Origin of the sequence: Paractinoplanes toevensis, from assembly GCF_018332695.1 — a bacterium.
GTDB classification, from domain to species: domain Bacteria; phylum Actinomycetota; class Actinomycetes; order Mycobacteriales; family Micromonosporaceae; genus Actinoplanes; species Actinoplanes toevensis.
The window spans coordinates 1-26,270 of record NZ_BOQN01000140.1; the positions used below are offsets into that span (position 1 = coordinate 1).

A 26,270-nucleotide genomic window follows, 5' to 3' on the forward strand; every position below is an offset into this window, starting at 1 on the left:
ACCGGAGACCGGAGACCGGAGGCATCAGTTTCACGTGAAACGACGCTGAAAGGCCGAGCACCCTGAGTCCTACGTCCGGCGCGAGCGGGCTTCGCTGAGAACACGGCGTACCACAGGGATCGCGCCGCAGTGGCTGCGGCTTGGCGTCAGCCTTGCTGGCCCGACGCTTCCGGCGTCAACCCACGACGCTGGCGGGTTCGCTCAGCAAGCCGTACGACGGCTGCTGAGTGCGTCGAGTCGATCCGGTTGCGCCGTCACCCACACCCACCGCGGCGGCGTCCCTAAACGGTATGGACGGCGTTGGCGGGATGAGGCTGAGAACTGCGGACGGCAACTCCGCGGTTTAGTGATCGACAGGATCATTGTTCGGATTTGATGTTGGCGACGTTGTCGGGGAGTCAGGGGACGGCTGCCTCAGTGCCTTGCAGATTCCCTCAATGACGGTTCAGAGCGCTCCTCTGGTCGTCGACATCGACCCTCAGGCAGAGATCCGGAATGCTGGCCTTCCTCCTTCTTCGCGGACGGCGGCCGCGGACTACTCCCTCTTCGTTTTTGGGGAGAGATGAGGTTCAGGCGGAGCCGATCAAGTCCCGGCTTGCGGCACCAGCGAGCACCGCACACGTCACGCCGGCACGGCGCCGTTAGCAAACTCTTGTCAGCCCCAGTAGGCCTTGCCTAGCCACGCGTCGGGTGGGCGGCCGACAGGCTCTGCTCATGCCGCCCACTGGACATATTTGTGCCGCCTGTCGCGAGCCGTCCGACCCTCGTCGCATGATGTCCGCACTGCCTCCTCAATGCGTCGCCCGCTTGCGAATCTGGGAGGAGCGGTGCCTCGGCCGCCGGCAGGAGCGGAGCGGAAACCTTCGGAGCCTGCGACGCGCTGTGATGCCGATCGGCTGTCCAACCGCAGCTGCCGGCTTACCCCATCTCACGGTCCGACTGTGGCGCCATGCCCAAAGCCCGCGACCGACTGGCGGCCGGTCTTTCCTCGCCGAGGCGGATCAGCCTCGTGTACGCGTCAGCGAGTGGACTCAGCAGGTCTCGATGCTCGCCACCGACGCTTCTGAGTTCGACTCCTCGCGTCGGCTGGAAGCTCGGTGCATGGCAATCAGCTAGCCCGAGAAGAAGATCAAGGTCGGTCTTCGGAACCGGGGATCCGAGATCGAGACCGCGCTTCTAGACCGAAGTTCGGGCCCGGTTCTTCTCAGGTGATTCCGCCCTGACCCCTCGTTGCCTTCGCGCAAAGCGGCGTCGGCTCGCTTCGATCCAGCGAGCCGGCGATGGCGGCAGCCGTGTGAGAGCGCGGCCGATACCGGCTCGACCACCGAAGCGCCCCGGCGAATCTCATCGGCCGTGCAAGCGCGGTGCCCAGGTCGCCGACGAGCATGCCGCTACCTAACACCACCGACCTCCCACGGCCCACGGCCATCGACCGATCGACTCCACCACCGGACATCTGGGCGCAGCTCACAACAGGCCGATCACTGCGGCTCATCGAACAGAGCCACTAGCGGTGCGACGGCTCCGACGACGGGACTCACCTGTGCGACCCACAGCGGAACCCAACACCCGCCCACCGGCGATGACCCGCCGTCGTCTTGCGCTTCGCACCGCCACCAACCCTGAAGCAGTCAGCGACCCAACCGGACTCTCACCCACCCGATCCCAACTGCCGTGGGTACGCATCACCGGGACCGCCAGGACAGGAAGGTCGATGGCCCCACCCGCAAGGGACGGATGGCGGTGAGGCGCAGAACACGACTGAGATTCACTCGCATTCGGCCAAGCGTCCGCCACACCCCCGAACACGGCCTTGTATAAGTCCAGACCACTATCCACAACCTGTGTGTAACTGCTGTTGAGAAACTTGCCTGCGCCGTTTCACGTGAAACGTGACCGATGCAGAAGGGGTCTTCCACTGCTTCATCCACAGGCTGCGCAAGCCTGCGACGTCGTGTTTCACGTGAAACGGGCCAGCCTGTGGATAACTTCTGTGGATAACTAGTGGAGTACTCCTGTGCCCACATACTGTGATGACTATCGACATTGATCTCGCCCTGCGGGGTGCTTACGAGGCGTTACTCCACAGGCCAGAAATTGACCCGGGACAGTAGCCCTGGCCTGGGCTAAAGTCCCCTCGTGCCCGACAACTCAGTGCCGCTGCCCGACTTCACGCGCTGGCCCTCCTTTCCCTTCGAGGGCGACATGCGGGTCAAACCGCTGGCCGCCCCCGTGGAGGTCGAGCCGCCACGTAGCGGCGAAGATGCAGCCGAGTGCGTCGCCTGTGGCACCTCCGACGACTCGTACATCTGGGTCAGTGAACGCTGGCGCGTTCGCGCCATGGACCGACCCACCGGCCTCCCCATGGTCCTGATTCTCGAGTGCCGCTCGCACCTCGACCTCGGCGATCTTCCGAACCTCCTGGCCGCCGAGCTCGGTGTCATGACGGTCCGGCTCGAGCGCGCGATCCGCTCCCTCGACGGCGTCGCCCGCGTGCACGTCAACCGCTGGGGCGACGGCTCCGCCCACCTGCACCTGTGGTTCCTCGCGCGCCCCTATGGCCGCCTCCAGCTGCGCGGCACGTTCCTCTCCCTCTGGGACGACATCCTCCCGGTGATCCCCGAGCCGCAGTGGCGCGAAAATCTGGCTCTGGTCGCCGCGTGGCTGGCCGGATTCGGCGGCCAGGCGATAGCCGAGCCCCCGCACATCCAGTGGGAGTCGCCCTCCACGATCGCCTACTCGCCCAACGCGAACGCGAATGCGAATGCGAATGGCGACGAAAGCCCAACCGCCGATCCGGAGCCCGACGACCGCCGCCCGGAGAGCTTGGGCGACATCGAAACGGCAAACCCGGAGCCGGCCCCGACGATCGCCGCCGAGAGCGGCGCGCTTGACCACCCCGCGGCGGAGCCGCAGGCAACAACCTAAATCCAAGCATCCGTACGCGTGACACCGTCCCATCCCGGCAGTCCCCGCACCGCCGGCTCGGTTTCAAGCACCTCCACTGACGAAGCCCATCGCTCGCCGAGATCCGGGCAGAAATCCGACCGCGATGAGCTTCGACGAAAAGTCCCGCCGATGCACGGCGGCTCTGACGGCCGGGAAATCCAGTCGCCACGTGATCGTCCGGGCCGAGCGGTGCCGGTTGATCCGTCAGACGCCGGGTAGCCCGATTCGAGCCGCAGGGCGGAAGCGCCCGGCGGCGGCCCTGCCGTCCCAACAGCCGCAGACTCTCCGGAACAGCTACCAGACCGAGCGCATCGCGGAGGCGGTTTCTGCAATGTCCACCGTCACGCGCCGACCAGCGTGAGAGTCCGACGGCGCGTGAGGTCCGGCAGGTCCAGCGACATCGCTGGCACGTAATCCCGGCGAAGCGTGAACGCAGAGTGCAGGGTCTCTACAGCGGCACCGCCGACGGCAAGAAATCCAGCGGCGCACGACGACGGAAATGCAGGGCCAGCACTCCGCCACAGCCGGTGAGGTGGGCAGTGCAGAGTTCGGCGACGCGTGGCTGCGGGGCGCTGCTGAGTTCGGCAGCGCGTAGACGTGGGCCGTCGCGGGAGCTCGGCACAGCGGTTGCCGAGGGATGGTGCTGGGTCGCTGTTGGTGGGTTGGGCAGTGCAGGAGTGCGGCGGCGTGTGACAGCGGACCGGTGAAGAGTTCGGCGTAGCCGATGGTGAGGCTGAGCGGTACAACGCTGCTGTTGGCAGATTGGGCACTGCAGAACTCAGGGCGCGCGCGGTAGCGGGTCGGTGCAGAAGTTGGGTGTTGCGGCGTCGCCGGCGGGTTGGGTTGCAGAGTTCGAGGGCGCGTGCCTGCGGTCGGTGTGGAGATTCGGCGTAGCGGCCGATGTCAGTGCTGCGCAGAGTTCGGTGCCGCAGCGCTGTCGGCGGTTGGGTGCCGCAGCGCTGCTGGCGGTTGGGTGGCGGAGAACTCGAGGGCGCGTGGCGGAAGCCCGCTGCAGGGGTTCGGCGCTGCGGCGTTGCTCGCGGTTGGTTAACGCAGAGTTCGACGGCACGTGTCGGCCGGCCGGTGCAGAAGTTCGGCGTAGCCCTCGGTGTGATCGTGGCGCAGAGTTCGGTCCTACAGCGCTGCCGACAGATGGGGCAGTGCAGAAGCTCGACGGCGAATGGCTGTGGCCCGGTGTAGGAGTCCGGGCATCGGCCGGTAGTGGCGGGCGGCGCAGAGGTTCGACGGCGCGTGATCGCAGCCCAGTGCTGAGCTTCGGCGCGCCGTCGCCTCTGGCGTGCCCTTACAGAATCCGGCGGCGTGCGACGCCGGAAAGGGAGTTCGTGGGTCAGGGGGTTCGGGTGAACGCCAGGAAGTGGGCGCTGGCGTTGATCAGGTTGGGGTCCTGCTCTACCAGGCGGGCGCACCGCAGAGCGGCGTTGACCAGTTCATCGAAGGCCGCCGGGCCGGCGTTGTCCAGGGACGGCCACGCTGGCCCTTCCACCCCGTAGACCGTCACCTCGGACCGGACGGCCGCCTGAAGTTCGGCCCTCAGTTCGTCGGCGGTGTGGAAGTGGGCCTGCGTGAAACCGACGTGGCCGTCGTAGGAACCGGTGTCGATCACCGTCCGCAGGGACTGCTCGGTGTCCGCGGTCAGGCGGCCGTTGGTGCCCACTTCCAGGAGCGACAGGTATCGGCTGATCCCGGCGGCGACCAGCAGCCCGCCCGGACGTAGCACCCGCACCGCCTCGGACAGCGCGACGGCGCGGGAAGCCGGCTCGGTCAGGTGGTAGAGCGGCCCCAACAGCAGCACCACGTCGACGCTGTCGTCGGTGGCGGTCAGCGTGCGCGCGTCGCCCACCTCGGCGGTCACGCCGGGAAGTTGGGAGGCCTCCAGGACGTGCGCCGGCACCGGGTCGACCACGTGCACGCTGTGACCGTCGGCGGCCAGCCACGCGGCGTGAATGCCGGTCGCGCCGCCCACGTCGAGCACCCGCAGGCCGGTGGGGGCGGGCAGCCGGCGGCGGATCAGCTCTTGCGTGCGCAGGAACTCCAGCCGGCCGTGCCCGGAGCGTCGCAGCCGGCTGTCCTCGATGCCGTCCGTGCCGTAGTGCTCGATCAGGTCGTCGCTCATGGATCTATGGTGAGCGGCGCGCCGGACACCGGCGATCGAATTACGCGCGCGCCACGGCTCGGGTCACCAGGGTTGCCAGGATGTTGCCCAGGTCGAGGCCGGCCGCCTGGGCCGCCAGGGGCAGCAGGGACGTCTCGGTCATGCCGGGGGACACGTTGATGCCCAGCACCTGGGGCGAGCCGTCCTCGGCGACGATCAGGTCGACCCGGGACAGGTCGCGCAGGCCGAGGGCCTTGTGCGCGGCCAGGGCCGTCTCGGCGACCTGGGCCGCGACCTCGGCGTCCAGCCGGGCGGGGGCGTGCCACGTGGTCAAGCCGGCGGTGTAGCGGGCGGCGTAGTCGTAGACGCCGTCGCGCGGGACGATCTCCACGATCGGAAGGGCCTCGGGGCCGTTGCCGAGGTCGATGATGGAGACTGCGACGTCCTTACCGGGGACGAACTTTTCCACCAGCGCCGTCGAGTCGTAGGCGAAGCAGCCGACCATCGCGGGTGGCAGATCGGTGTCCTCGCGGACCACCGCCGCGCCCAGGCCGGAACCGCCCTGGGCCGGCTTCACCATCAGCGGGAGGCCCAAGCGGTCGACGATGCGGTCGAGGACCGCGACGGCGCCGAGCTCGGAGAACCGGTCGTGCGGCAGCGCCACCCAGTCGGGGGTGGGGATGCCGGCCTCGCGCAGCATCGATTTCGCCGACGGCTTGTCCCAGGCCAGGCGGGAAGCCCGCGCGTCGCAGCCCACGTAGGGGATGCCGCAGAGGTCGAGCACGCCGCGCAGGGAGCCGTCCTCGCCGGTGGCGCCGTGCAGGGCGATCACCACGGCGTCGGGCGGGTCGGCCTGGAGGGCCGGCAGCAGGGAGACGTCGGCGTCGTGCATCTCGGCGTGCACCCCGACCGCTTTGAGAGCGTCGAGGACCCGACGGCCGGAGCGCAGCGAGACGTCCCGCTCGTAGGAGAGGCCGCCGGCCAGAACCATTACTCGCACATCGTCACCAGTAGCCATGGGAGGGATCATGCCAAGTCGGGGCCGGGCGCGTCGGCGGCGGCATTGCCGCGGCGACGGTGGTGGGGGTGGCCCGCGGCGGCGCCGAAGACGGCCCGCATCGCGAGCTCCTGCTCCATGACGCCGGAGAGTCGGCGGACGCCCTCGCGGAGGCGCTCGGGGCTGGAGAAGGAGAAGTTCAACCGCATGTTGCCGGTGCCGGTGCCGTCGGCGTAGAAGCCGGTGCCCGGAACGTAGGCCACCCGGGCGGCGATGGCACGGGGCATCATCGCTTTCGAGTCGAGGCCCTCGGGGAGGGTGACCCAGACGAACAGGCCGCCGGTCGGGTTGGTCCAGGTGGTGCCGGCCGGCATCAGGTCACGCATCGCGGTCAGCAGAGCGTCGCGGCGCTCGCGGTAGATCTCGCGGTAGGACTTGACCTGTTCCCGCCAGGGCATGGTGGTGAGGTATTGGGTGACCGCGGCCTGGGCGAAGGCGCTCGGGCACAGGACGTTGGCCTCGCTCATCATGACCAGCTTTTCCCGCACGGCGTGCGGGGCGAGGATCCACCCGACCCGCAGGCCGGGGGCGAAGGTCTTGGAGAACGTGCTCACGTAGAAGACGCCCTCGCGGCGGCGGGCCCGCAACGGAAGCGGGGCGTCGCCCTCGAAGGACAACATGCCGTACGGGTCGTCCTCCACCACCAGCAGGCCGGCCCGCTCGCAGATGTCGAGGACCTGCTCGCGGCGCTCCTCCGAGAGGGTGACGCCGGCCGGATTTTGGAAGGTCGGGATCGTGTAGAGGAACTTGGCCCGGCGGCCCGAGCGGGTCACCGCGGCGATGGCCTCCTCGAGGGCGGCGGGGATCAGACCCTCGTCATCCATCGGCACGTGATGGACCTGGGCCTGGGCGGCCTGGAAGACGCCGAGTGCCCCGACATAGCTCGGCCCCTCGGCCAGCACGACGTCACCGGGGTCGAGGAAGAGGCGGGCCAGGAGGTCGAGCGCCTGCTGACCGCCGACGGTGACCACCACGTCGTCGGGGGAGGCGCCGTGGATGCCGGAGAGCGCCATCACCTCGCAGATGCGCTCGCGCAGGTCGACGGTGCCCTGACCGATGCCGTACTGCAGGCTCACGGTGCCATGGTCGGAGCCGAGGCGGCCGAGCATCTCGCCGACCGCGTCGAGCGGCAGAGCCGCGATGTAGGGGGAACCGCCGGCCAGCGAAACGACCTCGGGACGACTTGCGACGGCGAACAGTGCGCGGATCTCCGAGGTGGTCATGCCACGCACTCGGCGCGCGTAGACGTCGGTGTAGTCGTCCTGGGTGGTGCCGGTCATGCGGCCCTCCTCGGCGAGTCGGAAGTAGGTCGATCGTAGTCGGGGGGAGCGAAAGAGGCCGCAAGTTATCCACAGGGTGGATCTGGGGTGATGCCCGACCTGGGTCCGTTCATGGATTTTGCGGCGTAGGATCCACCGGGGGGCGCGGGCTAGGCACGAGGACAGGACCGTGACCCGGGACTGGTCGCCTGCAATGGGGGGATTACGTGTCGCGTCGCCTGGTCAATCTCACGCTGGACACCCTCGAGGATCTCCCGAGGCCGTGTCGTCAGTGTGTTTTCTGGGAGCTCGACCCGGTTTCCGCGGAGCGTGCCTGTGCCTCCGGCGACCCCGGCCTCGAGAAGGAGGCGTGGGTCTCGCAGACCCTCCTGGAGTGGGGTTCGTGCGGCAAGTTGGCATACGTGGACGGCATGCCGGCCGGTTTCGTGATGTATGCCCCACCCGCCTATGTCCCCCGTTCGATGGCCTTCCCGACCTCTCCGGTGAGCGCCGACGCGGCCCTGCTGATGACCGCGCACGTGGTGGCCGCGTTCGCCGGCGGCGGCCTCGGCCGGATGCTGGTGCAGGGCGTGGCGCGCGATCTGACCAAGCGCGGGGTGAAGGCGATCGAGGCGTTCGGCGACGCCAAGTTCGGTGAGGCCGATGAGGAGCAGCCGGCCGGCTGTGTCGCGCCGGTCGACTTCTTCCTCTCGGTGGGCTTCAAGACGGTCCGCCCGCATCCGCGTTACCCGCGTCTGCGGCTGGAGTTGCGCACGGCCCTGTCCTGGAAGTCCGACGTCGAGTACGCGTTGGAGAAGCTGCTCGGCTCGATGAGCCCGGAAACGCTGCTGCGCCCGGTGAGGCCGGCCACCGCGACGCGGAGCGTCGAGAACTAGGCCTTGTTGGCCAGCGCCACGCGCAGCTGGCGGACGTCGATCGAGCCGGTCGGCACGTCGATCTCGACGGGGTAATACATGCGCTGCACCGCGGCCAGGATCGCCTCGACGATCTGCTCGCGGAACAGCGGGTTGACCAGCCGGTCCCGATCGACCGGCGAGGTCAGGTAACCGAGGTCGACGCGGACCGCCGGCATCTTGGTCAGGCGCAGCAGTTCCCACGTCTTGGAGTGGATGCGGCAGTCGCGCATGCCGGTGCGGACCACGATCTCCCGCTGCACCAGGTTGGCCAGCCGCTCACCGACCGTCGAGCTCAGGCCGCTGCCGGTGCCGTAGTGGTAGGTCGCGACACCGTGCGCCGCCTCGTTCTCCTGCCCGTCGAGGTGCAGCGAGATCAGCAGGTCGGCGCCGAGGCTGTTGGCCAGGTTGGCGCGCTCGGCCCCGGTCAGGGTGGCCGCCGGCTGCGGGCCGCGGGTCAGGTGCACCCGCATGCCGGCCGCGGCGAGCCGGCCCTCGAGCCGGGCGGCCAGGTCGAACACCAGGTCGGCCTCGGTCCAGCGCAGCGGGCCGTCCGGCACCACGACGCCCAGATCGTCGCCGCCGCCGTGACCCGGGTCGATCACGATGGTCTTGCCCATCAGGTTGGTGCCGGCCTGGCGGAACGCCTCGGACTCGCGCAGCCACTGCGGGCGGCCGCCGACGACCTTGCGGCCCAGTCGGCGCAGCGCCTTCATGGTCTGCGGTCCGCACGAACCGTCGGGGGTGAGCCCGACCTCACGCTGGAACTGGGCGACCGCGCGAGCCGTGCGCGGCCCGTAGATCGAGTCGGCGCGACCGGCGTCGTACCCCATCTCCAGCATCCGCTCCTGCAGCGCCCGGACGTCCTCGCCGACGAGCGCGTCGGGCACCGAGTGGAAGAGCGTGCGCGCGCCGAGCCGCCAGCGGGCCGCGTCGAGCGCGCCCCAGGTCTCGTCGCCGACCAGGCCGTCGATGCCGATGCCGCGGCTCTGCTGGAAGGCGCGCACCGCGGTGTCCAGGTCGTCGTCGAAGACGTCGGACGCGGTGTCCAGGAGTTCCAGCCCGACCAGGATGGATCGGATCTCGGCAACGGCCGGGCCGTTGTCTCCACGTCGGATGGAACGCACGCGCGACTCCCTGGTGAGGAAAGGAAAGACGACTTCGGAGAGTACTCCCCGGGCGCCGCCGGCACCCGTCGGCCAAATCACGAGAACGCCCCGCATCCGTACGGATGCGGGGCGTCGAAAAACGTCGGTCAGAGAGCCGATTCGATGAAGTTGACCAGGGCACTCTTGGGCTTGGCGCCGGTCACCGAGTTGACCGGCTCGCCGCCCTTGAAGATGGTCAGCGTGGGCACCGACATCACCCGGTAGGCGCGCGTGGTCTCGGGGTTCTCGTCGATGTTGATGTTGACGATTTCCACCTTGTCGCCCATTTCCTTGGCGATCTCGCTGAGCAGCGGGTCCACCTTCTTGCACGGGGCGCACCACTCCGCCCAGAAGTCGACCAGCACCGGCTTGTCGGACTGCAGTACGTCGCTCACAAAGGTGGCGTCGGTGACTGGCTTGCCTGCTCCCACGAGGACCCTCCCTGGCCGAAAAAGCTTGCTTTACAGCTCTACGAATGACGCGATGAAACGCTCGGCGTCGAGCGCCGCGGCACAACCCGTGCCGGAGGCCGTGATGGCCTGACGATAGGTGTGGTCGACGAGGTCGCCGGCCGCGAACACGCCGGGGATGTTGGTGCGGGTCGAGGGCGAGTCGACCTTCACGTAGCCCTCGTCGTCCAGCTCGATCTGACCCTTGAACAGCTCGCTGCGCGGGTCGTGACCGATCGCCACGAACACGCCGGTCACGTCGAGGACCTTGGACTCGCCGGTCTTGACGTTCTTCACCCGGGCGCCGACGACCTTGCCGTCGTCGCCGAGGATCTCCTCGACGACCGAGTCCCACTCGACCTTGATCTTCTCGTTGTTCAGGGCCCGCAGCTGCATGACCTTGCTGGCCCGGAACGAGTCGCGGCGGTGCACGATGGTGACCGTCTCGGCGAAGCGGGTGAGGAAGGTCGCCTCCTCCATCGCCGAGTCGCCGCCGCCGACCACCACGATGTGGTGGTTGCGGAAGAAGAAGCCGTCACAGGTCGCACAGGACGAGACGCCGTGGCCGAGCAGCTCCTGCTCGCCGGGCACGCCGATCGGCCGCCAGGCGGAACCGGTGGCGAGGATCACGGCACGGGCGAAGTATTCCTTGTCGCCGACCCAGACGGTCTTGAGTCCCTCGGTGCCGGCCTCGGTGGGCTTGTCGCCCAGCTCGACACGGGTCACGTCGTCGGTGAGGAACTCCGCACCGAACTTCTCGGCCTGCGCGCGCATGTTGTCCATGAGCTCGGGGCCCATGATGCCGTCGCGGTGACCGGGGAAGTTCTCCACCTCGGTGGTGGTCATCAGCGCGCCACCGGACTGGACGCCCTCGATCACGAGCGGCTTGAGGTTGGCCCGGGCCGCGTACAACGCCGCGGTGTAGCCGGACGGCCCCGAACCGATGATGATCAGATTGCGGACCTCGTCCACTGCCGACTCCTGTCGTCTGTATTCGCCGAGACCCGGCGACACTGCACGCTAGAACGCCATGCTAGGCACACGCCATTCCCGCCCGCTCGGCCCGTGGCCGACCTCACCGGGAGTGTCGCTCAGCGTACCGGTGCGGTGCCGAGAGTGTTCGCGTCGCCGCCCGTGCCGCAGGACGGTCCGACCGCCCACACCCAGGAGGTGCTCCCGGCGCTGAAGCGGACAACGACCGCAGGAGCCCCATCGAAGCGGGCGAAATCCACCGTCTGGGGGTAAATCGGGCCGTCGGAGTTCTTCGCGGCGATCGCGTCGAGGCACTCCTGCAGGGCGGCCGGGTCACGCAGCCGGCCGAGCGGGTCGCGGCTGCCGTCGGAGCCGCCCTGGTCGGGCACGGACATGGGGGCGCTCTCGGACTGCAGAACGCCCGAGCCGGCCGCCTTGGAGGCGGCGGAAAACGGCACCAACGGCTCCTGGGCCAGCGTCGACCGGGTGTAGTCGGTGCCGGTGGCCAGCAGTTGGGGCCCGCCGGGCATCGCGGCGGCGTCCTGCCGAGCCTGCGACTCGCCGGCGGCGCTGGACGTAGCCATGTCGGACGACGAGGACTCGCGGCCGGCCAGATAGTCGAGGCCGAAGCCGACGAAGGCGACCACCCCGGCGGCGATGGCGATCGGCGTGGCCCAGCGCAATCTGCGCGCGGAGCCGGGCTTGCTGCCGCGCTCCCGCGGCGTCGTTTCTTCTTGCGGTACGTCGTGAGCACGGTCACCACGAACCAGGGCCAGGTGCGGTGCCGGGGGCGCGGCCAGCTCGGCGGAGATCGGGTCGGGTGCCGCGATCGGGGACGCCAGCGCGGCCTCCAGCCGGGCGACCACGTCATCGGGCATGACCATGGGCTCGAGCCGCCCCAGCTCGGCGCCGACCGCGACCATGCCACCGCTGAGCGACTCGTAGGCGGCCCGCCAGGCCGGGTCGTCGGCGATCAGGGTGGCCACGACGGACTCGTCCGGAGTGCCGGACAACGCCCCGCCGATGTAGTCCGCGAGCAGGTCGATGTCGACCTCGCGGAACTCCGCCCCGGTCACCTCTGCTCCCTCCGTCGGCCCGCCGCTGGTCCGGATGGGACGGTCTGCGCGGCGCTGTGGTTCCCGTGACTCCCGTCTCCCCCGGTGCGCAGGTGCCCGAGGGCCAGCGCCATCCGGGCCCGGCCGCGTGCGCAGCGGCTCTTGATCGTGCCCTCGGCCACCCCGAGGATCTCGGCCGCCTCGGACACCGGGTAGCCCTGCACGTCGACCAGCACGATCGCGGCCCGCTGCTCGACCGGCAGCTCGGCAAGGGCCTGCCGCACCACCAGGGCGGTGTCGTGGTCCGCGGCGGGTGCGGCCGGCTCGGCCGCGGCGGGGCGGTCGTCGTCGGTGCGGGTGCCGTCGGGCAGCGGCACCGTGGGGTGGGCCTGGCGGCGGCGGATCCTGTCGAGGCAGGCATTCACCACGATGCGGTGCAGCCAGGTGGTGACGGCCGCGTCGCCACGGAATTTCGCGGCGTTGCGATGCGCGTTGAGCAGCGCGTCCTGCACCGCGTCGGCGGCCTCCTCGCGGTCGCCGACGGTGCGCAATGCGACCGCCCACAACCGGTCGCGGTGCCGGCGGACGATCTCGCCGAACGCCTGCGCGTCACCATCGAGATGGGCGCGCAGAAGATCGGCGTCGCTCAGCGCACCGTCCCCGGAAGTCACCCGAGCAATGTATCTGTGACGGTCTAGTAGCCGTACACCGAGATCTCGTTGACGCTCACCTGATACCGATCGCCGTCGTCGGCGCGCGGCAGCTCGGTGATCCACACCAGTACGTACTGGTATTTGGTGTTGGCGTCGAAGACGTTGAAGATCCGGTTGGTGCCGTCGCCCTTGCTCTCCGCGTCGGCCTCGCCCAGCTTCTTGAACGTGGTGGGGACCTTGCCGTCACCGGAGCTCGAGTCGCCCGGGTCGGACGCGCCGCTGCGGATCTCCATGCCCACTCCGGGCGAGGAGGTCTCGACCCGTACGTCGGCCAGGTTGCGCGGGCTGCCCAGGTTGATCATCACGCCCATGCCGGGCTTGAGGTTGCCGAACTTCGCCGTGTTGAAGCGGTGGGTCTCCCACGCGGTGTCCGGGTTGCCGTCCACCACGTTCTTCGCCTCGTCGGCGTCGCTGCGGTCACCGGGCGGCGGGTCGACGATGCGAACCATGTCGGCGGTCAGCTTGATCGGCTGCGGCGTCGGCGCCGGGGCCTGGGTGTCCTCGCCGGTCGCCGGGTCGCCGGCGTTCGCCTCGGTGGTCTTGGTCGTCGTCGGGTCGCTCGACGTGGTGATCGCGCGGATGCCGAAGACCAGTCCGATGATCGCGATCACGACCAGCGCGGCGACCCCGATGATGATCTTCGAATTGTTCCGGGCCGGCTCGGACGGCGTGCCGCCCTGGGTGAACCGCAACGGGCCGACATCGTCGTAGTCGTCGTCGGCCGCGTCCAGCCGGGCCAGCTCGGCGGCGAGCGCGTCGGCCTCGGGGGCCGCGACCCGCTTGTCGAGAAGGTCGATCGTCAGGTCGTCGAGGTAGGCGGGGACGCCGGCGCGGATCTGGCGCGGCGGCGCCGGGTTGCCGGCTCCGTCGCGGTTGGCGTCGGGCAGCGTCGACCGGCCGACATCGGTGTGCGGCCAGTGTGCGGTCAGCGCGAAGTAGATGAGCCCGCCGACCGCGCGGATGTCGGCCTCGACGCTGTCGGCCGAGTCGGCGCGGGCGTCGGCCAGCACCACCCGGCCGTCGTCACCGATCAGGGTCGTGCCGGGGTGCACGTTGCCGTGCACCATGCCGGTCGCGTGCACGGCGGTCAGTGCGTCGGCGATCGCGTGGGCGATCGCGGTGGCCCGAGCCGGGTCGAGCGGACCCTCCTCGGCGACCAGCTCGCGCAGCGACTCGCCGTCGACCCACTCCCGCACCACGTAAGACCGGGTGCCCTCGTCGATCGCGTCGTAGACGCCGACCAGGTTGGGGTGGATCACTCGGCTCGCGTCGACCGCGGCCTGCAGCATCTCGGTGGCCGAATCGCCGCCGGGATAGCGCAGCACCACCGCGACCGGGCGGCGCAGAATCACGTCGATGCCGCGCCAGACCTGCCGGCCCGCGCTGTCGTCGTTGACATGCTCCTCGAGCTGATAACGCTCGGCCAGGATCTCACCGACGGTGGGTGCACCGAAGGTCATGACCGGCCCGTCCGCATCGGCCGCGGTCTCGTGGCCTTCGCCGACCTGGGTCACCCGTCCTCCCTCGGTGCTCCGCGCACGGTTGCCCGTGCTGGTGCATATGGCTGCGCTGGCAAACAGCGACGTGCGGTGAGCACATGCCGACACCGACCATACCCGTCCCGGGCTACCTCATGGCAGGTCGTCCCCCCGGCGCGGCTCCGAGACTTGTCCAGAGGGACGACTGCCTGAAATGCCGGAAAGGGTGAAAATCCCCAGGTCAGCGACCGACCTTGCGCCGGACCATCCCCACCACGTCACTTACTTCGCGGACTCGGAGCGCCGTGGCGGCCACGAGATAGGTCAGCAGAATGACCCCACCGCCCGCGATCAACTGCACGATCGCCTGTCCCCGGCCGTCCGGCGCGCCGGCTCCGGGCAGCAGGTGCACGACGAGGATGCCGAGCCCGGCCGCGACCGCCGCGGCCACCAGAACCTTGATCAGCGACACCGCGACCGCGCCGAGGTTGAGCCGGCCGATCTGGCGGCGCAGCACGGCCAGCGAGATGAGCGCCGAGACCAGATAGGAGATCGCATTGCCGGCGGTCATGCCCACGGCCGACAAGGATTTGTCGAGGATCGCGGCCAGGGCGAAGTAGGCGCCGATCCGTACGGCGACCACCGGGAGGTTGATCAGCGCGGCGGTCCGGTTGCCCTGCAGAGAATAGAAGGCGTACGTGCAGAGGTAGCTGATCGACAGCGGCAGCACCGCGAACGCGGCCACCACCAGCACGTCACCGGTGGCCAGCGCGTCGTGGTTGGTGAACTTGCCGCCCTGGAACAGCATCACCGCGATCGGGGCGCCGAGCACGCCGTAGACCACCGCGATCGGGGCCAGCGCGGCCGAGACCAGCCGGATGCCGCGGCTCAGGTCGGCGCTGACCTCGCTGAACCGGCCCTCGGCGGCGGCCGCGCTCATCTTCGGCAGCAGCGCCGTCATCACCGACACGCCGACGATGCCGTGCGCCATCATCGTCAGCAGGAAGACGTTGTTGAACGCCAGCGTGCTGGCGCTGCCCTTGCCGGCCACCTGGTTGAGGATGCGGACCACCACGAAGACCGCGATCTGGTTGGCGGCGACGTAGCAGAGCATCCAGCCGGCCAGCCGGCCGATCTCGCCGAGGCCGAGCGAGCGCGGATCCCAGCGCCATTTCCAGCTGAAGCCGACCTTGCGCAGCGCGGGCAGCAGGCCGATCGCCTGTACCACCATGCCGAGGAGGGTGCCGAGACCCATCACCAGGATCGCGCTGCCGCTGATGTTGGTCACCGACAGGTCGTCGCTGGAGAAGAACAGGATGAACACGCCGCAGACCGCGATGACCACGACGTTGTTCAGGATCGGTGCCCACATCGGCGCGGCGAAGTGCCCGCGCACGTTCAGCACCGCGCCGATCAACGCGGACAGGCCGGTGAAGAAGATGATCGGGAGGATCAGGTACGCGAAATGGGTGACCAGGTTGCGGTAGGCCGTCGTGGTGTCGTCGCCGGACTGGATCCAGGTGATCAGCGGGGCCGCGACCGCCACCAGGACGGTCGCGATGCCGAGGGACACCGCCGCGAAGGTCAGCAGCTTCCGGGTGAACTCGAGTCCACCGTCCGGGTCGGCCTTGCGCCGGCGCACCAGCAGCGGCACCAGCACGCTCGACAGGATGCCGCCGAGCAGCAGCTCGTAGATTTGGCCGGGGAGGAACTGGGCACTGGTGTACGCGTCGCCGACGCCGGCGCCCAGGGCCATGCCGATCAGGGCGTTCCGGGCGAACCCGATGATCCGGCTGACCAGGCTGCCGATCGCCATGACCGCGCTGTTGCCGGCCGTGCCACCGTCGCCGGTCGTGCCGCCGTCGGCCGGCGGCACCTGCTCCGGGGGTAGCGCCTGGTCCTGGCCGGTCACCTCGGCGTCGACCGAGATCAGGGTGACACCCTCCTCGGCCCGCGGTGGCACCCCGTCCGGTGACGCGTGCGCGCTCCGGTACAAGCCGCTGTTCACCCGTGCCTCCCGACCTGTCCCGATAATGCAGTCACCATAAAGGGGTACGTCACAGCCGGCGGCGCAGGAGGGTGCCCGGCTCGGCGCCGGCCAGTGTTTCCACCATCCAGTACGCCTCCAGCGGCACCAGCGGCTCGCTCAGAGCGTCCAGCACGGTCGGATGATCGCAGCCGGCCTCGGTGAGCGCACCCAGCAGGGCGGGAATGGGTGCGAGGTCACCGGCGTCGAGGATGCGGCGGGCCAGCGGGCGGGTCTGCGCATACCAGGAGCGGCGGGGGACGTCGGCCAGGAGCGCGGCCGATCGGCGTACGAGATCGGCCAGGTCCTCTCGCGGGAACCGCTTCCCCACTCGTACCTCGGAAAAGCGGTCGGGCGGACGGATCAGCTCGGCAATCGCGGTTTCGTCGAGCACCTGCGGCGAAGCCGCTGGTGGAGACGGCCACCAGTCGTCGCTCGCGAAGAGCGGCAGCGGAGTCTGCTCGGGCCCGCAGGGCGCGGGCGGCGGGACATCCCGGCGCAGCGAGCGGTACGCGGCCGTGCGGATCGCGGCGATCGACGACTCGTCGTCGTCCGGGGTCGGCGGCGCGAACGGCGACAGCAGCGCGACCACCAGGCCCGGATGCGGCAGCGTCGGATCGTCCAGGGCGATCACCCGGGCGAACAGGTCGAGCTCCCACCAGCGCAGGGCCGCCGGGTAGGGACCCGCCGCCGGCGCCCAGCCCAGCTGGACGGGCTCGGAGTGGGCCGGGACGCGCAGGCCGAGCGTGCGCTCGCCGGTGGCCGGGTCGAGGTCGAGGATGAGCGAATAGCCGCCGGTCACCGGGAAGGTGGTGCGCAGCTCGGGTGAGTCGGGTTCGGCGGCGGCACCCATCCAGAACCCGGGGTCCTCGGCGAGGTGACGCAGCGCCTCGGAAACGGGCACGTGTCCATCCTGCCCGTTTAGGAATCACGCTGCCACGCCCTATACGCTGGTAACCCCATGTCTGTTCTCAATGCCGCCCAGCAGAACGCGGTCGCCGAGCTGCTGCGCGTGTCCCCGGTCGCCGACGAACTGGGGCGCCGTTTCGGCGCCGCCGGCCATGAGTTGCACCTTGTGGGCGGTTCGGTGCGGGACGCGCTGCTGCTCCGGCTCGGTGACGATCTCGACTTCTGCACCGACGCCACCCCCGAGGAGACCCTCGAGCTGGTGCAGGGGTGGGCCGACGCGATCTGGGAGACCGGGCGCGAGTTCGGCACGATCGGCATCCAGAAGAACGGGCTCCGGCTGGAGATCACCACATTCCGGGCGGAAGCCTACGACGGGGTCACGCGTAACCCGATCGTGCAATACGGCAAGACTCTTCTCGAAGACCTCGAGCGGCGCGACTTCACCATCAACGCGATGGCGGTGTCGCTGCCCAGGCACGTCTTCACCGATCCGTACGGTGGGCTGGCCGATCTTGCGGCGAAGGTGATCCGGACGCCGGCCACGCCGGCCCAGTCGTTCGGTGATGATCCACTTCGGATGCTGCGGGCGGCCCGGTTCGCGGCGAAGCTCCAATTCACTGTGGACCCATCGGTCATCACCGCCATGACCGATATGTGCGCCGATCTCGACCGAATCACCGCGGAACGGGTTCGGGACGAGTTCACCAAGCTGATGTGCGGCGCCGACCCGATCACCGGGTTGCGGCTGCTCGTCGACACCGGCCTGGCCGACCGCTTCCTGCCGGAGATCTCCGGGCTCAAGCTCGAGATCGACGAGCACGCCCAGCACAAGGACGTCTACGAGCACACGCTGATCGTGGTGGCCAACGCCATCCGGCTCGAGGACGACGCGCCCGACTTCGTGCTGCGGATGGCCGCGCTCATGCACGACGTCGGCAAGCCGGCCACCAAGGCCGTCGGCCGGGACGGCCGGGTCAGCTTCCACCACCACGAGATCGTCGGCGCCCGGCTCACCAAGCAGCGCATGAAGGCCATGAAATACCCCAAGGACATCACCTCCGAGGTGGTCGAGCTGGTCTCCCTTCACCTGCGCTTCTATGGGTACGGGCGGGGCGAGTGGACCGATTCGGCGGTGCGGCGGTACGTGACCGACGCCGGCCCGCTGCTGAACCGGCTGCACAAGCTCACCCGCTCCGACGTCACCACCCGGAACCGGCGCAAGGCAGCCAACCTCGCCGCCGACTACGACGCGCTCGAGGAACGGATCAGCCGGCTGCAGGCCGAGGAGGACCTCGCCCGGGTGCGGCCCGACCTCGACGGCAACGCGATCATGGAACTGCTCGGGGTGCCGCCCGGCCCGATCGTCGGTCAGGCCTGGCGTTACCTCAAGGAGCTGCGGCTCGATCGCGGGCCGCTGGACCGGGACGAGGCCGAGGCCGAGCTCTACAAGTGGGCGCGCGACCAGGGGCACGTCTCGTAGGGCGTACCTGTCGTACCCCCGGAGCAGAATCGTGGGCATGTTCGTCGTCGAATCAGCCATCGGACCGCTCGGCGTCTCCGTGCTCGGTGACACCGTGGTCGGGGTCCACTTCGGGGCACGGCCCGGTCCGGCCGGCTCCCATCCGGCCGCCGATCAGCTCGTGGCCTACTTCGCGGGTGAGCTCACCGAGTTCACCGTGCCGGTCGAGGCGCGCGGCGGCTCCGAGTTCGAGCGGGCGGTGTGGGCCGAGATCGCCAAGATCCCCTACGGCGAGATGGTGACCTACGGATCGATCGCCACCGCCCTGGGCGACCCGGGGGCGGCCCGCGCGGTCGGCACGGCCTGCAACCACAACCCGATCCCGGTGATCGTCCCGTGTCATCGGGTGGTCGGGGCCGGCGGCAAGATGGTCGGCTTCGGTGGCGGTCTCGACCGCAAGCGCAAGCTGCTCGAACTGGAGGCGAGGGTCGCGCTGACCCGCTCCTGGGGATGATCGTTAAGGCCTGAGTGAATAGATGGCCGCCGATGACATTTGTCATGGTCCGGCTCTCGGACATTGATGTACGTTCCCTGCCGCGCGTCTCCGGTGCCGGATCGGCCGGTGCTCGGACGCCACACGGGGGAACGAATGAATTTCATACGCAGGAGAAGTCTGCCCATCGCAGCCTTGGCTCTGGTGATTCCGGCGGCCTTATCGGTCCCGCAGAGCGCCGCGGCGGCACCCTCGCCGCCGCCTGCGCCGTCCGTTTTGCCCGACCCGGCCCGGGTGCTGCCGTCCGGCTGGCAGTCGGCCAAGGACCGCGCGACCGTCGTGGACGGCACGATGGACGGGCTCAACGTGCTGGTGGCCGAGGAGTCGGCCGGCTACCGGTGGCGCACCGCGGCCACCCTGTCCGAGCCGGGTTACGACGCCGACCAGTGGATCGGCCAGGCCTGCGTGACCGGCGACGGCAACCGGGCCGTGGTCGTCTACGCGCCGCGCACCTTCACCAACCGCGAGTCCGGAATGGCGGGCGGCGGCTTCACGGCCGTCGTCGACCTGCGCAGCGGTGCCATTCGCAAGCTGCCGGTGCGGTCGACGCTGGCCTATCACAGCCCCGGCTGCGGAACCGGTTCGCAGGTCGCGATCTCCACACAGGACCAGGGCGGTTCCACGGTTCGCCTGATCGACGCCGCCACCGGTGCGGTGACCTCGACGTACGCGGCCTCCGGCCAGGTCACCTCGGCGGTCCCGTACGACGGTGGGACGGTCGGGGTTCTCGGCCGCAGCATCGTCCGGCTGGGCAGGACGGGCGTCACCGTGCTCGCCACCGAGGACGGGCAACCGTTCCGGCTGCACCCGGACACCTCCGGCGGTCTCGCCTACGAGGTGGCCGCCGGCGACCAGGCACGGGTCTACCGCCTGGCCCGGGGAAAGCGGAAGAGTCTCGGGTCCGGGCGGCTCGACCGGCTCCAGCTGACCGGCTCGGCGGGCCGGGTCTTCGTGCTCGGCCCGGACCGCGCCAAGGTCGGCACGACCGGCCTGACCGGCTGGCAGTCGATCGACGCGCCGGTGAACGCGCAGGTCTCCACGACCGGCACGCTCGCGGTCACCTCCTCGGCTCCGGCCGCCGCACCCGGCTCCGCGGCGCCGGTCACGATCAACGCCAGGCTGTCGCACTCCGCGGAGAAGGTCAGCTTCGAGGTCCGGCCGGCCGACGCCACAGCGAGCGGCAGCAGCGCGTCGCCCGCGCTCGCCACGGCCGCCGCCGCGCTCGCGCCCGGCAACGACCCGACCGACCCGGACCGCGGCTGCTCGATGGCCCGCAATAATCCGGCGCAGCAGGCCTACCAGGCCACGTCGGCGCAGGTCGAATGGGCCGCCGATCTCGCCGTGAAGGGTTCGCTGACCACCACCCGGCCGGCGAACTGGAACAACGCCGGCAACTCGCCGTACCAGATCCAGGGTGACAACGGGCTCTTCAAGCTGCACACCCTCGCCGGTGGCGGCCAGGTGCCGGCCCAGGTGCTGCTCGGTGCGCTCGCGCAGGAGTCCAACACCATGCACGCGAGCCCGCACGCGGTCGACGGCGAGACCGGCAACTTCAACCAGGGCGGCTTCTACGGCAACTGGGTCAGCTGGAGCACCGTCGACTGTGGTTACGGCATCGGCCAGATCACCACGGGCATGACGGTCGCCGACGGCAACTCGGTCTGGTCGGCGCCGCAGCGGCTCGCGATCGCGACCGATTACGCGGCCAACATCGCGGCGTCGGTCAACATGATGATCGACAAGTGGAACCAGCTGTACTCGGCCGGGATCCTGGCCAACGGCGGCGACCCGCGGTACATCGAGAACTGGTATCTCGCGGCTTGGGCGTACAACACCGGCATCCAGCCGGGCTCGGCCGCCTACGGCAACACCACCGGGTGTACGCCGTCGCCGAACTGCACCGACGCCGCCGGGCACTGGGGGCTGGGCTGGTCGAACAACCCGAGCAACCCGAATTACCCGGTGGACCGCGGGGTTTTCAACGGGCAGGACGAGTTCGACGCCAAGCACCCGAACCTCTGGCCGTACCCGGACAAGGCGCTGGGCTGGGCCTACAAGCCGGTGGCCCGGTTCAACTACACCAACAAGTACTGGGAGCCGGCGTACTCGGCGGCCAGCGGCCCGTCCCCGATCATGACCGGCAGCAACACCTTCTGCAACGCCGACGACCAGTGCACGCCGAACGTCGCCAAGGACGTCAACGGCAAGACCGGCGCCGGCCAGTGCAACCTCAGCGATCTGCACTGCTGGTGGCACCGGCCGGTGAACTGGATCGGCGGCAGCCCGTGCGACGTCTCCACCTGCGGCATCGAGGCCCTGCGGTACCACGCCGGGGACGCCGAGCCGGCCCGGGCGAACGTCTACCCGACCAACTGCGACACCACCGCCCTGCCGTGGGGCGCGAAGATCGTCGACGACGTGTCGGTGGCTGACCCGTTCGGGGCGTGCGGGGGCGCGATCTTCAACCAGGGCGGATCGTTCGGGCTGAGCTTCGCCTCGGCCACGCCGTCCGGCTGCACCTCGAAGTGCATCAACTACCGGAGCAAGATCGATTTCCACCAGGTCGGCGGGACCGGCTTCGACGGGCACTTCTGGTTCGCGCACGAGATCACCCCGCAGACCCAGAACGCCTACCTGCAGGTGACCGGCACCTGGACGCTCAACGCGCCGAACGCATGGACCCGGGTGCTCGTCCACCTCCCGCAGATCGGGGCCCAGACCCAGCAGGCGAAGTATCTGATCAATCTGCCGAACGGCCAGACCAAGAAGCGGGTGATCACCACCTCGTACGAGGCGGACACCTGGGTCGAGCTGGGCGTCTACGACATGCGCGGCTCCGGCTCGCCGACCGTGCAGCTCAGCAACGTCACCGGGTCGGGGGTGGCGCTCGACGTGGCGTGGGACGCGCTCGCCTACGTGCCGCTGCCGGCGAAGCCGCACGACATGGTCGTCGCGCTCGGCGACTCGTACTCCTCGGGTGAGGGAACCGGCGACTACTACCACGAGACCGATCAGTACGGGAACGACAGCAGCAAGCAGAACGCCTGCCGGCGCAGCCCCAACGCCTGGTCACGGCAGGTGACCCTGCCGGGTTACGCGGGGACGATCGGCCAGCGCACCGACGCCCACGACCCAACCTTGGCGTACGCCATGGTGGCCTGCAGCGGTGCTCTCGCCTACAACGTCGCCGCCTCGGACCGGCCCTGGAACGACCCGGACAGCTGGGCACCGCACGGGCAGTACCGCGAGGTGCCCCAACTGGACTCCGGCGTCGTCGACGAGAACACCACGATGGTGCTGCTGACCATCGGCGGCAACGACGCCAGATTCACCGACGTGCTGGTCGAGTGCATGCAGACCGACTGCACCGGCAAGGAGTCGGTGTACGAGGCGAACATCGACCGGGTCGTGGTCCCACGGGTCGATCAGCTGCTGGCCGAGATCCACTCGATGGCGCCGCACGCGCTGGTGGTCATGGCCGGCTATCCGCACCTGTTCGCGCTCGACGCCGACCTCGACGGATGCTCGGTCGCGGCGGCCGGGTTGTGCCCGCTCATCGCGCATTACGGCTGGGCGCTGAGCCCGGCCGAGACGACGATGCTGAACCGGGTCTCCAACTACATGATGGCGAAGGTGCTGCCGGCGTCGTCGCGCAACGACGACGACAGCGGCACCCTGCCACTCGACATGATCAGTCCGTTCGAGGGGCACAACATCGCGGGCTGGGGCGACAGCGGCTGGCTCAACGCGCTGACCGTGCCGAACATCAACACCAGCTCCGGTGAGCCGACGTTCAGCGCGGACGTCCCGGTCGGCTTCTCCTCGTTCCATCCGAACGCCACCGGCGCGCGGGAGGGTTACGCCGGCACGGCCACGCGGGTGATCGCGAGCTGGTACAGCTAGTCCGCCATCGATTGGTGGCAGCGGCCCGCTACGGTCCGGCCGCTGCCACCTTATTTTTCGGAGAAGACGTGACTGACGTACGACGGTGGCTCACCGCCGCCGCCACCGGGGTGGCGGGTGGCCTGCTCGCGGGCCTCTACTGGCAGTTCGCCCACCAGTCCAACGCCGGCTGCGAGGCGCACGCGTGCTGGTTCCCGTTCTACGCGGCGGCCTGGGCGTTCGGGGCGTGGCTGCTGCCGATGGTCACCTGGCTGTTGCTGCTCGTGGCCGGTTACCGCCCGGGGGTGCGGGCACTGCTCGTCGCGGTGCTCGGCTCGGTGGTGTTCGGCATCGGGGCGCGGGCGTACGACGCGTTCGTCTACGGTTCGCCTCGTCCGCCGTACGCCCTCTTGGCCTTGATCGGGGCCGTCGCGTTCCTCGCGGCGGTGGCCCTGGTCGCCGGGCGTCCCGCCCGGCTGGTCGCCGGCGGAGTGCTGATGGTGCTGGTGGCCGCGCTGGTCGTCGGCGAGGTGACCAGTCCGAAGCGGGACCGCCTGCACCGATTCACGCAACTGGCCGCGGTCTTGCAGCTGCCGGATCCGGCGCGGTGGCGGGTGGTCGGCGCGGAGGCCTATCCGCGTTACGACGTGATCCAGCTGTCGATCGAGCCGGTCGGCGGTGGTCCGGCGATCACGCTGCTCGTCCTGCCCAGGCCGGGGGCGTGGGCTCCGCCGCGCCGGTGCGGGCCGCCGTTGTCGCAGCTGATTTTCAAGATCGCCGTCGAGGACGCGCGGGAGATCCGGGACACGAACTGTACGGCTTATCCGGGCGGCGGATGGCAGCGGCCGGTGTTCTCCTCCGGCGCTCCCGAGCTGCTCGATCTCCGCGACGGATCGCTGGTGATGACCGCGGAGGCGAGCGCCGAGCGGCCGGTGCCGCCGGCCACCCTGCGCGAGGTGCTGATCAGCCTGCAGCCGGCCACCCCGGAAAGGATGGCCGGACTGCCGGCCGGTTGATCAGTACTTTCCGGTGCAGCCGTCGAAGTGGCCGACGCCGCCCGCGGCGGCCTCGTCCTCACCGTCGTAGCTGTAGTGGCAGGCCCGGGCGTACAGGTTCTTGTCGTTGACCATCACCGACCAGGCGTCGCCCTGACCGGCGCGGTAGCGCTTGCGCAGGGTGCCGGCGGCGGTGTAGCTCTCGACCACGATGTAGCTCCAGTTGCCGGGCGTGACCGCCCGGGCCCACGCGGTCCGGCAGAACGGGCTGTACCGCAGTTGCACGCCGTGCTGTTCGTCCAGCGTCTTCACGTCGATGAACGAGCACCGCATGACCTTGCCGTCGACCGTGGCGTAATAGTTGTCCGGGTCCTTGCCGTCGCAGGTGTTTCCGCATCCGGAGGTGGCGGCGAACGCCGGAACCGGGCCGATCAAAGCGGTAATGGCGCCGATAATTGCGGCGGCCACGATTTTCTTGGACATTTTGTTGCTCCCCGTTGGTGTTGCTTTCACGAACACCGAAATAGGGCCGCTCCATGCTGGATCGACCCTATTTCAGTTTGCTTCTCAGCAGTAGTCGACGTTGTAACCGGTGTACGAGAGGTACATGGCGTACGCGGCCATCTGGTAGCGGCCGTTCAGCATCCGCTCGGCCGGGAAGGACGACTTGCTGCCGTAGTACCGGGCCGTGTAGATCTGGTCGTCCTCGTCGTACGAGTAGAGCTTCCAGTTCTTGCCGGCCGCGGTGAAGGTCTTCGGGCCGACGACGCCGTCAGCGTCCGAGCCGGTCAGGCCGTGCGCGGCCTGCCAGAGCTTGGTGGCGGCCTTGGTGCCGGCGCCGAACTGGCAGTCGCGGCCGCTGGTGGACAGGAATCCGTCGGCGATGAGGATGCTCTGCCAGAGCCAGACCGCGCCGTTGAAGTTGTTGACGCTGGTCGAGAGGGTGCCCTCGTCGTTGAGATCGTCGGTCACCACGCCGGCGCCGGAGATGTAGCCGGCGGCCGTGTTGGCGTAGGCCGGATCAGCGGCGGTGGCGAATGCGGCGGTGGCGCTTGCCACGACGGCAAGGGACGCCAGGAGCGACTTGAATCGCATAGATGTTTCTCCCCGTGAGAACGCGGACCGCGAAGGGGTCCGCCATCGAGGCATGAATATATGTGATTGTCTTTTGGTCGTCTACCCCGTCCATATTCGGCCACGAAAAAGGCCGGACCGCGCGATGCGGTCCGGCCTTTTTGCGGTAGGGCGGGTCAGCTCTCGACGTCACCACGGATGAAGGCCTCGACGGCCTCCTTCGCGTCGTGGTCGTTGTACTGCACCGGCGGGGACTTCATGAAGTAGGACGACGCCGAGAGGATCGGGCCACCGATGCCGCGGTCCATGGCGATCTTCGCGGCCCGGAGAGCGTCGATGATGACGCCGGCCGAGTTCGGCGAGTCCCACACCTCGAGCTTGAGCTCGGCGTTCAGCGGGGTGTCGCCGAACGAGCGGCCCTCGAGGCGGATGTACGCCCACTTGCGGTCGTCGAGCCACGGCACGTGGTCCGACGGGCCGATGTGCACGTCGCTCTTGACCATCTCGTGCGGGATCTGAGAGGTCACCGACTGGGTCTTCGAGATCTTCTTGGAGACCAGGCGGTTGCGCTCCAGCATGTTCATGAAGTCCATGTTGCCGCCGAAGTTGAGCTGGTACGTGCGCAGCAGCTCGACACCGCGGTCCTCGAACAGCTTGGCCAGCGCGCGGTGCACAATCGTCGCACCGACCTGGCTCTTGATGTCGTCACCGACGATCGGCAGGCCGGCGTCGACGAACTTCTGCGCCCACTCCGGGTTCGAGGCGATGAAGACCGGCAGGGCGTTGACGAAACCGCAGCCCGCGTCGATCGCGGCCTGGGCGTAGAACTTGTCGGCCTGCTCGGAGCCCACCGGAAGGTAGGAGACGACCACGTCGACCTGGGCGTCGCGCAGTGCCTGCACCACGTCGACGGCCTCGGCCGACGACTCCTCGATGATCTCGCGGTAGTACGTGCCCAGACCGTCGAAGGTCGGTCCACGCTGGACGGTGACGCCGGTCGGCGCGACATCGGTCAGCTTGATCGTGTTGTTCTCGCTGGCGACGATCGCCTCGGCCAGGTCCATGCCGACCTTCTTGGCGTCCACATCGAACGCCGCGACGAACTGCACGTCGGAGACGTGGTAGTCGCCGAACTTGACGTGCATGAGACCCGGAACGCGGTCGTTCGGGTCAGCGTCCTTGTAGTACTCCACGCCCTGCACGAGGGACGAGGCGCAGTTACCCACACCGACGATGGCGACGCGGACGGAACCCATCGCGTTTGC

20 protein-coding genes are annotated in these 26,270 nt (G+C 69.3%); 6 read left to right on the top strand and 14 right to left on the bottom strand.

All coding sequences use genetic code 11. The annotated features are described in order from the left end of the window. Positions 1-2,160 precede the first annotated feature (2,160 nt). Complete coding sequence (locus Ato02nite_RS45440; RefSeq protein WP_246608131.1) at positions 2,161-2,928, top strand: hypothetical protein; 768 nt, start codon at positions 2,161-2,163, stop codon at positions 2,926-2,928. 1,369 nt (positions 2,929-4,297) lie between these two features. Here Ato02nite_RS45440 and Ato02nite_RS45445 read toward each other — a convergent pair. From Ato02nite_RS45445 to Ato02nite_RS45455, 3 genes are read right to left on the bottom strand one after another with little or no spacing between them, the layout of a single operon-like run. Beyond that, positions 4,298-5,083 carry a class I SAM-dependent methyltransferase gene (locus tag Ato02nite_RS45445; RefSeq protein WP_213012947.1) on the bottom strand — a complete coding sequence of 262 codons (786 nt, stop codon included), beginning with the start codon at positions 5,081-5,083 and terminating at the stop codon, positions 4,298-4,300. Between the two features lie 40 nt (positions 5,084-5,123). Beyond that, complete coding sequence (locus Ato02nite_RS45450; RefSeq protein WP_213012948.1) at positions 5,124-6,092, bottom strand: D-alanine--D-alanine ligase family protein; 969 nt, start codon at positions 6,090-6,092, stop codon at positions 5,124-5,126. Continuing rightward, positions 6,089-7,399, bottom strand: coding sequence for an aminotransferase-like domain-containing protein (locus Ato02nite_RS45455; RefSeq protein ID WP_213012949.1), 1,311 nt, complete (start codon positions 7,397-7,399; stop codon positions 6,089-6,091). Before Ato02nite_RS45455 ends, Ato02nite_RS45450 begins: the two co-directional genes overlap by 4 nt. A gap of 206 nt (positions 7,400-7,605) precedes the next feature. On the opposite strand from Ato02nite_RS45455, the gene Ato02nite_RS45460 reads away from it, so the two are divergent. Further along, the gene (locus tag Ato02nite_RS45460) at positions 7,606-8,274 is read left to right on the top strand and encodes a GNAT family N-acetyltransferase (RefSeq protein WP_213012950.1); all 669 of its coding nucleotides are present in this window, start codon (positions 7,606-7,608) and stop codon (positions 8,272-8,274) included. Here Ato02nite_RS45460 and Ato02nite_RS45465 read toward each other — a convergent pair. The 8 genes from Ato02nite_RS45465 to Ato02nite_RS45500 all read right to left on the bottom strand — a co-directional run bounded on the left by Ato02nite_RS45465 (position 8,271) and on the right by Ato02nite_RS45500 (position 17,037). Continuing rightward, entirely contained in the window at positions 8,271-9,419 is a 1,149-nt protein-coding gene (locus Ato02nite_RS45465; RefSeq protein WP_213012951.1) for an N-acetylmuramoyl-L-alanine amidase, read from the bottom strand. The two genes, Ato02nite_RS45460 and Ato02nite_RS45465, sit on opposite strands and share 4 nt — an antisense overlap. A 128-nt stretch (positions 9,420-9,547) precedes the next feature. Further along, the gene (trxA, locus tag Ato02nite_RS45470; RefSeq protein WP_213012952.1) at positions 9,548-9,871 is read right to left on the bottom strand and encodes a thioredoxin; all 324 of its coding nucleotides are present in this window, start codon (positions 9,869-9,871) and stop codon (positions 9,548-9,550) included. Positions 9,872-9,901: 30 nt separating this feature from the next. Beyond that, complete coding sequence (gene trxB, locus Ato02nite_RS45475) at positions 9,902-10,861, bottom strand: thioredoxin-disulfide reductase (RefSeq protein WP_213012953.1); 960 nt, start codon at positions 10,859-10,861, stop codon at positions 9,902-9,904. Between the two features lie 119 nt (positions 10,862-10,980). Next, positions 10,981-11,937: an RsmA family anti-sigma factor gene (locus tag Ato02nite_RS45480; RefSeq protein WP_213012954.1), complete on the bottom strand. Its 957-nt coding sequence runs from the start codon at positions 11,935-11,937 to the stop codon at positions 10,981-10,983. Further along, positions 11,934-12,587, bottom strand: a complete 654-nt coding sequence (sigM, locus tag Ato02nite_RS45485) for an RNA polymerase sigma factor SigM (RefSeq protein ID WP_246608127.1) — start codon at positions 12,585-12,587, stop codon at positions 11,934-11,936. The genes Ato02nite_RS45480 and sigM overlap by 4 nt, the downstream gene beginning before the upstream one ends. Positions 12,588-12,610: 23 nt before the next feature. Continuing rightward, complete coding sequence (locus tag Ato02nite_RS45490) at positions 12,611-14,143, bottom strand: protein kinase family protein (protein ID WP_438873122.1); 1,533 nt, start codon at positions 14,141-14,143, stop codon at positions 12,611-12,613. A gap of 205 nt (positions 14,144-14,348) precedes the next feature. Further along, positions 14,349-16,115: a murein biosynthesis integral membrane protein MurJ gene (gene murJ, locus Ato02nite_RS45495; protein ID WP_213012955.1), complete on the bottom strand. Its 1,767-nt coding sequence runs from the start codon at positions 16,113-16,115 to the stop codon at positions 14,349-14,351. A 49-nt stretch (positions 16,116-16,164) separates the two neighbouring features. After that, entirely contained in the window at positions 16,165-17,037 is an 873-nt protein-coding gene (locus Ato02nite_RS45500; RefSeq protein WP_246608128.1) for a hypothetical protein, read from the bottom strand. A gap of 57 nt (positions 17,038-17,094) precedes the next feature. On the opposite strand from Ato02nite_RS45500, the gene Ato02nite_RS45505 reads away from it, so the two are divergent. From Ato02nite_RS45505 to Ato02nite_RS45520, 4 genes are all read left to right on the top strand, one after another. Next, on the top strand, positions 17,095-18,522 hold the full coding sequence (locus tag Ato02nite_RS45505) for a CCA tRNA nucleotidyltransferase (protein WP_213012956.1): 1,428 nt from the start codon (positions 17,095-17,097) through the stop codon (positions 18,520-18,522). A gap of 37 nt (positions 18,523-18,559) precedes the next feature. Next, complete coding sequence (locus Ato02nite_RS45510) at positions 18,560-19,015, top strand: methylated-DNA--[protein]-cysteine S-methyltransferase (protein WP_213012957.1); 456 nt, start codon at positions 18,560-18,562, stop codon at positions 19,013-19,015. Positions 19,016-19,198: 183 nt separating this feature from the next. Further along, positions 19,199-22,957, top strand: a complete 3,759-nt coding sequence (locus Ato02nite_RS45515) for an SGNH/GDSL hydrolase family protein (RefSeq protein ID WP_213012958.1) — start codon at positions 19,199-19,201, stop codon at positions 22,955-22,957. A gap of 68 nt (positions 22,958-23,025) precedes the next feature. Further along, entirely contained in the window at positions 23,026-23,952 is a 927-nt protein-coding gene (locus Ato02nite_RS45520) for a hypothetical protein (protein ID WP_213012959.1), read from the top strand. On the opposite strand, the gene Ato02nite_RS45525 is transcribed toward Ato02nite_RS45520, so the two are convergent. The 3 genes from Ato02nite_RS45525 to Ato02nite_RS45535 all read right to left on the bottom strand — a co-directional run bounded on the left by Ato02nite_RS45525 (position 23,953) and on the right by Ato02nite_RS45535 (position 26,261). Then, positions 23,953-24,414 carry a DUF2690 domain-containing protein gene (locus tag Ato02nite_RS45525; protein ID WP_213012960.1) on the bottom strand — a complete coding sequence of 154 codons (462 nt, stop codon included), beginning with the start codon at positions 24,412-24,414 and terminating at the stop codon, positions 23,953-23,955. Between the two features lie 84 nt (positions 24,415-24,498). Then, entirely contained in the window at positions 24,499-25,026 is a 528-nt protein-coding gene (locus Ato02nite_RS45530) for a peptidoglycan-binding domain-containing protein (RefSeq protein ID WP_213012961.1), read from the bottom strand. Positions 25,027-25,181: 155 nt separating this feature from the next. Next, a complete protein-coding gene (locus Ato02nite_RS45535) occupies positions 25,182-26,261 on the bottom strand; it encodes an inositol-3-phosphate synthase (protein ID WP_213012962.1) in 1,080 nt (359 codons plus the stop codon). Positions 26,262-26,270: the final 9 nt, after the last annotated feature.

Coding starts and splice junctions, on each gene's coding strand:
- Ato02nite_RS45445 (WP_213012947.1), bottom strand. CDS start 5,083: ATGAGCGACGACCTGATCGAGCACTACGGCACGGACGGCATCGAGGAC.
- Ato02nite_RS45450 (WP_213012948.1), bottom strand. CDS start 6,092: ATGATCCCTCCCATGGCTACTGGTGACGATGTGCGAGTAATGGTTCTG.
- Ato02nite_RS45455 (WP_213012949.1), bottom strand. CDS start 7,399: ATGACCGGCACCACCCAGGACGACTACACCGACGTCTACGCGCGCCGA.
- Ato02nite_RS45505 (WP_213012956.1), top strand. CDS start 17,095: ATGTCTGTTCTCAATGCCGCCCAGCAGAACGCGGTCGCCGAGCTGCTG.
- Ato02nite_RS45510 (WP_213012957.1), top strand. CDS start 18,560: ATGTTCGTCGTCGAATCAGCCATCGGACCGCTCGGCGTCTCCGTGCTC.
- Ato02nite_RS45525 (WP_213012960.1), bottom strand. CDS start 24,414: ATGTCCAAGAAAATCGTGGCCGCCGCAATTATCGGCGCCATTACCGCT.
- Ato02nite_RS45530 (WP_213012961.1), bottom strand. CDS start 25,026: ATGCGATTCAAGTCGCTCCTGGCGTCCCTTGCCGTCGTGGCAAGCGCC.
- Ato02nite_RS45535 (WP_213012962.1), bottom strand. CDS start 26,261: ATGGGTTCCGTCCGCGTCGCCATCGTCGGTGTGGGTAACTGCGCCTCG.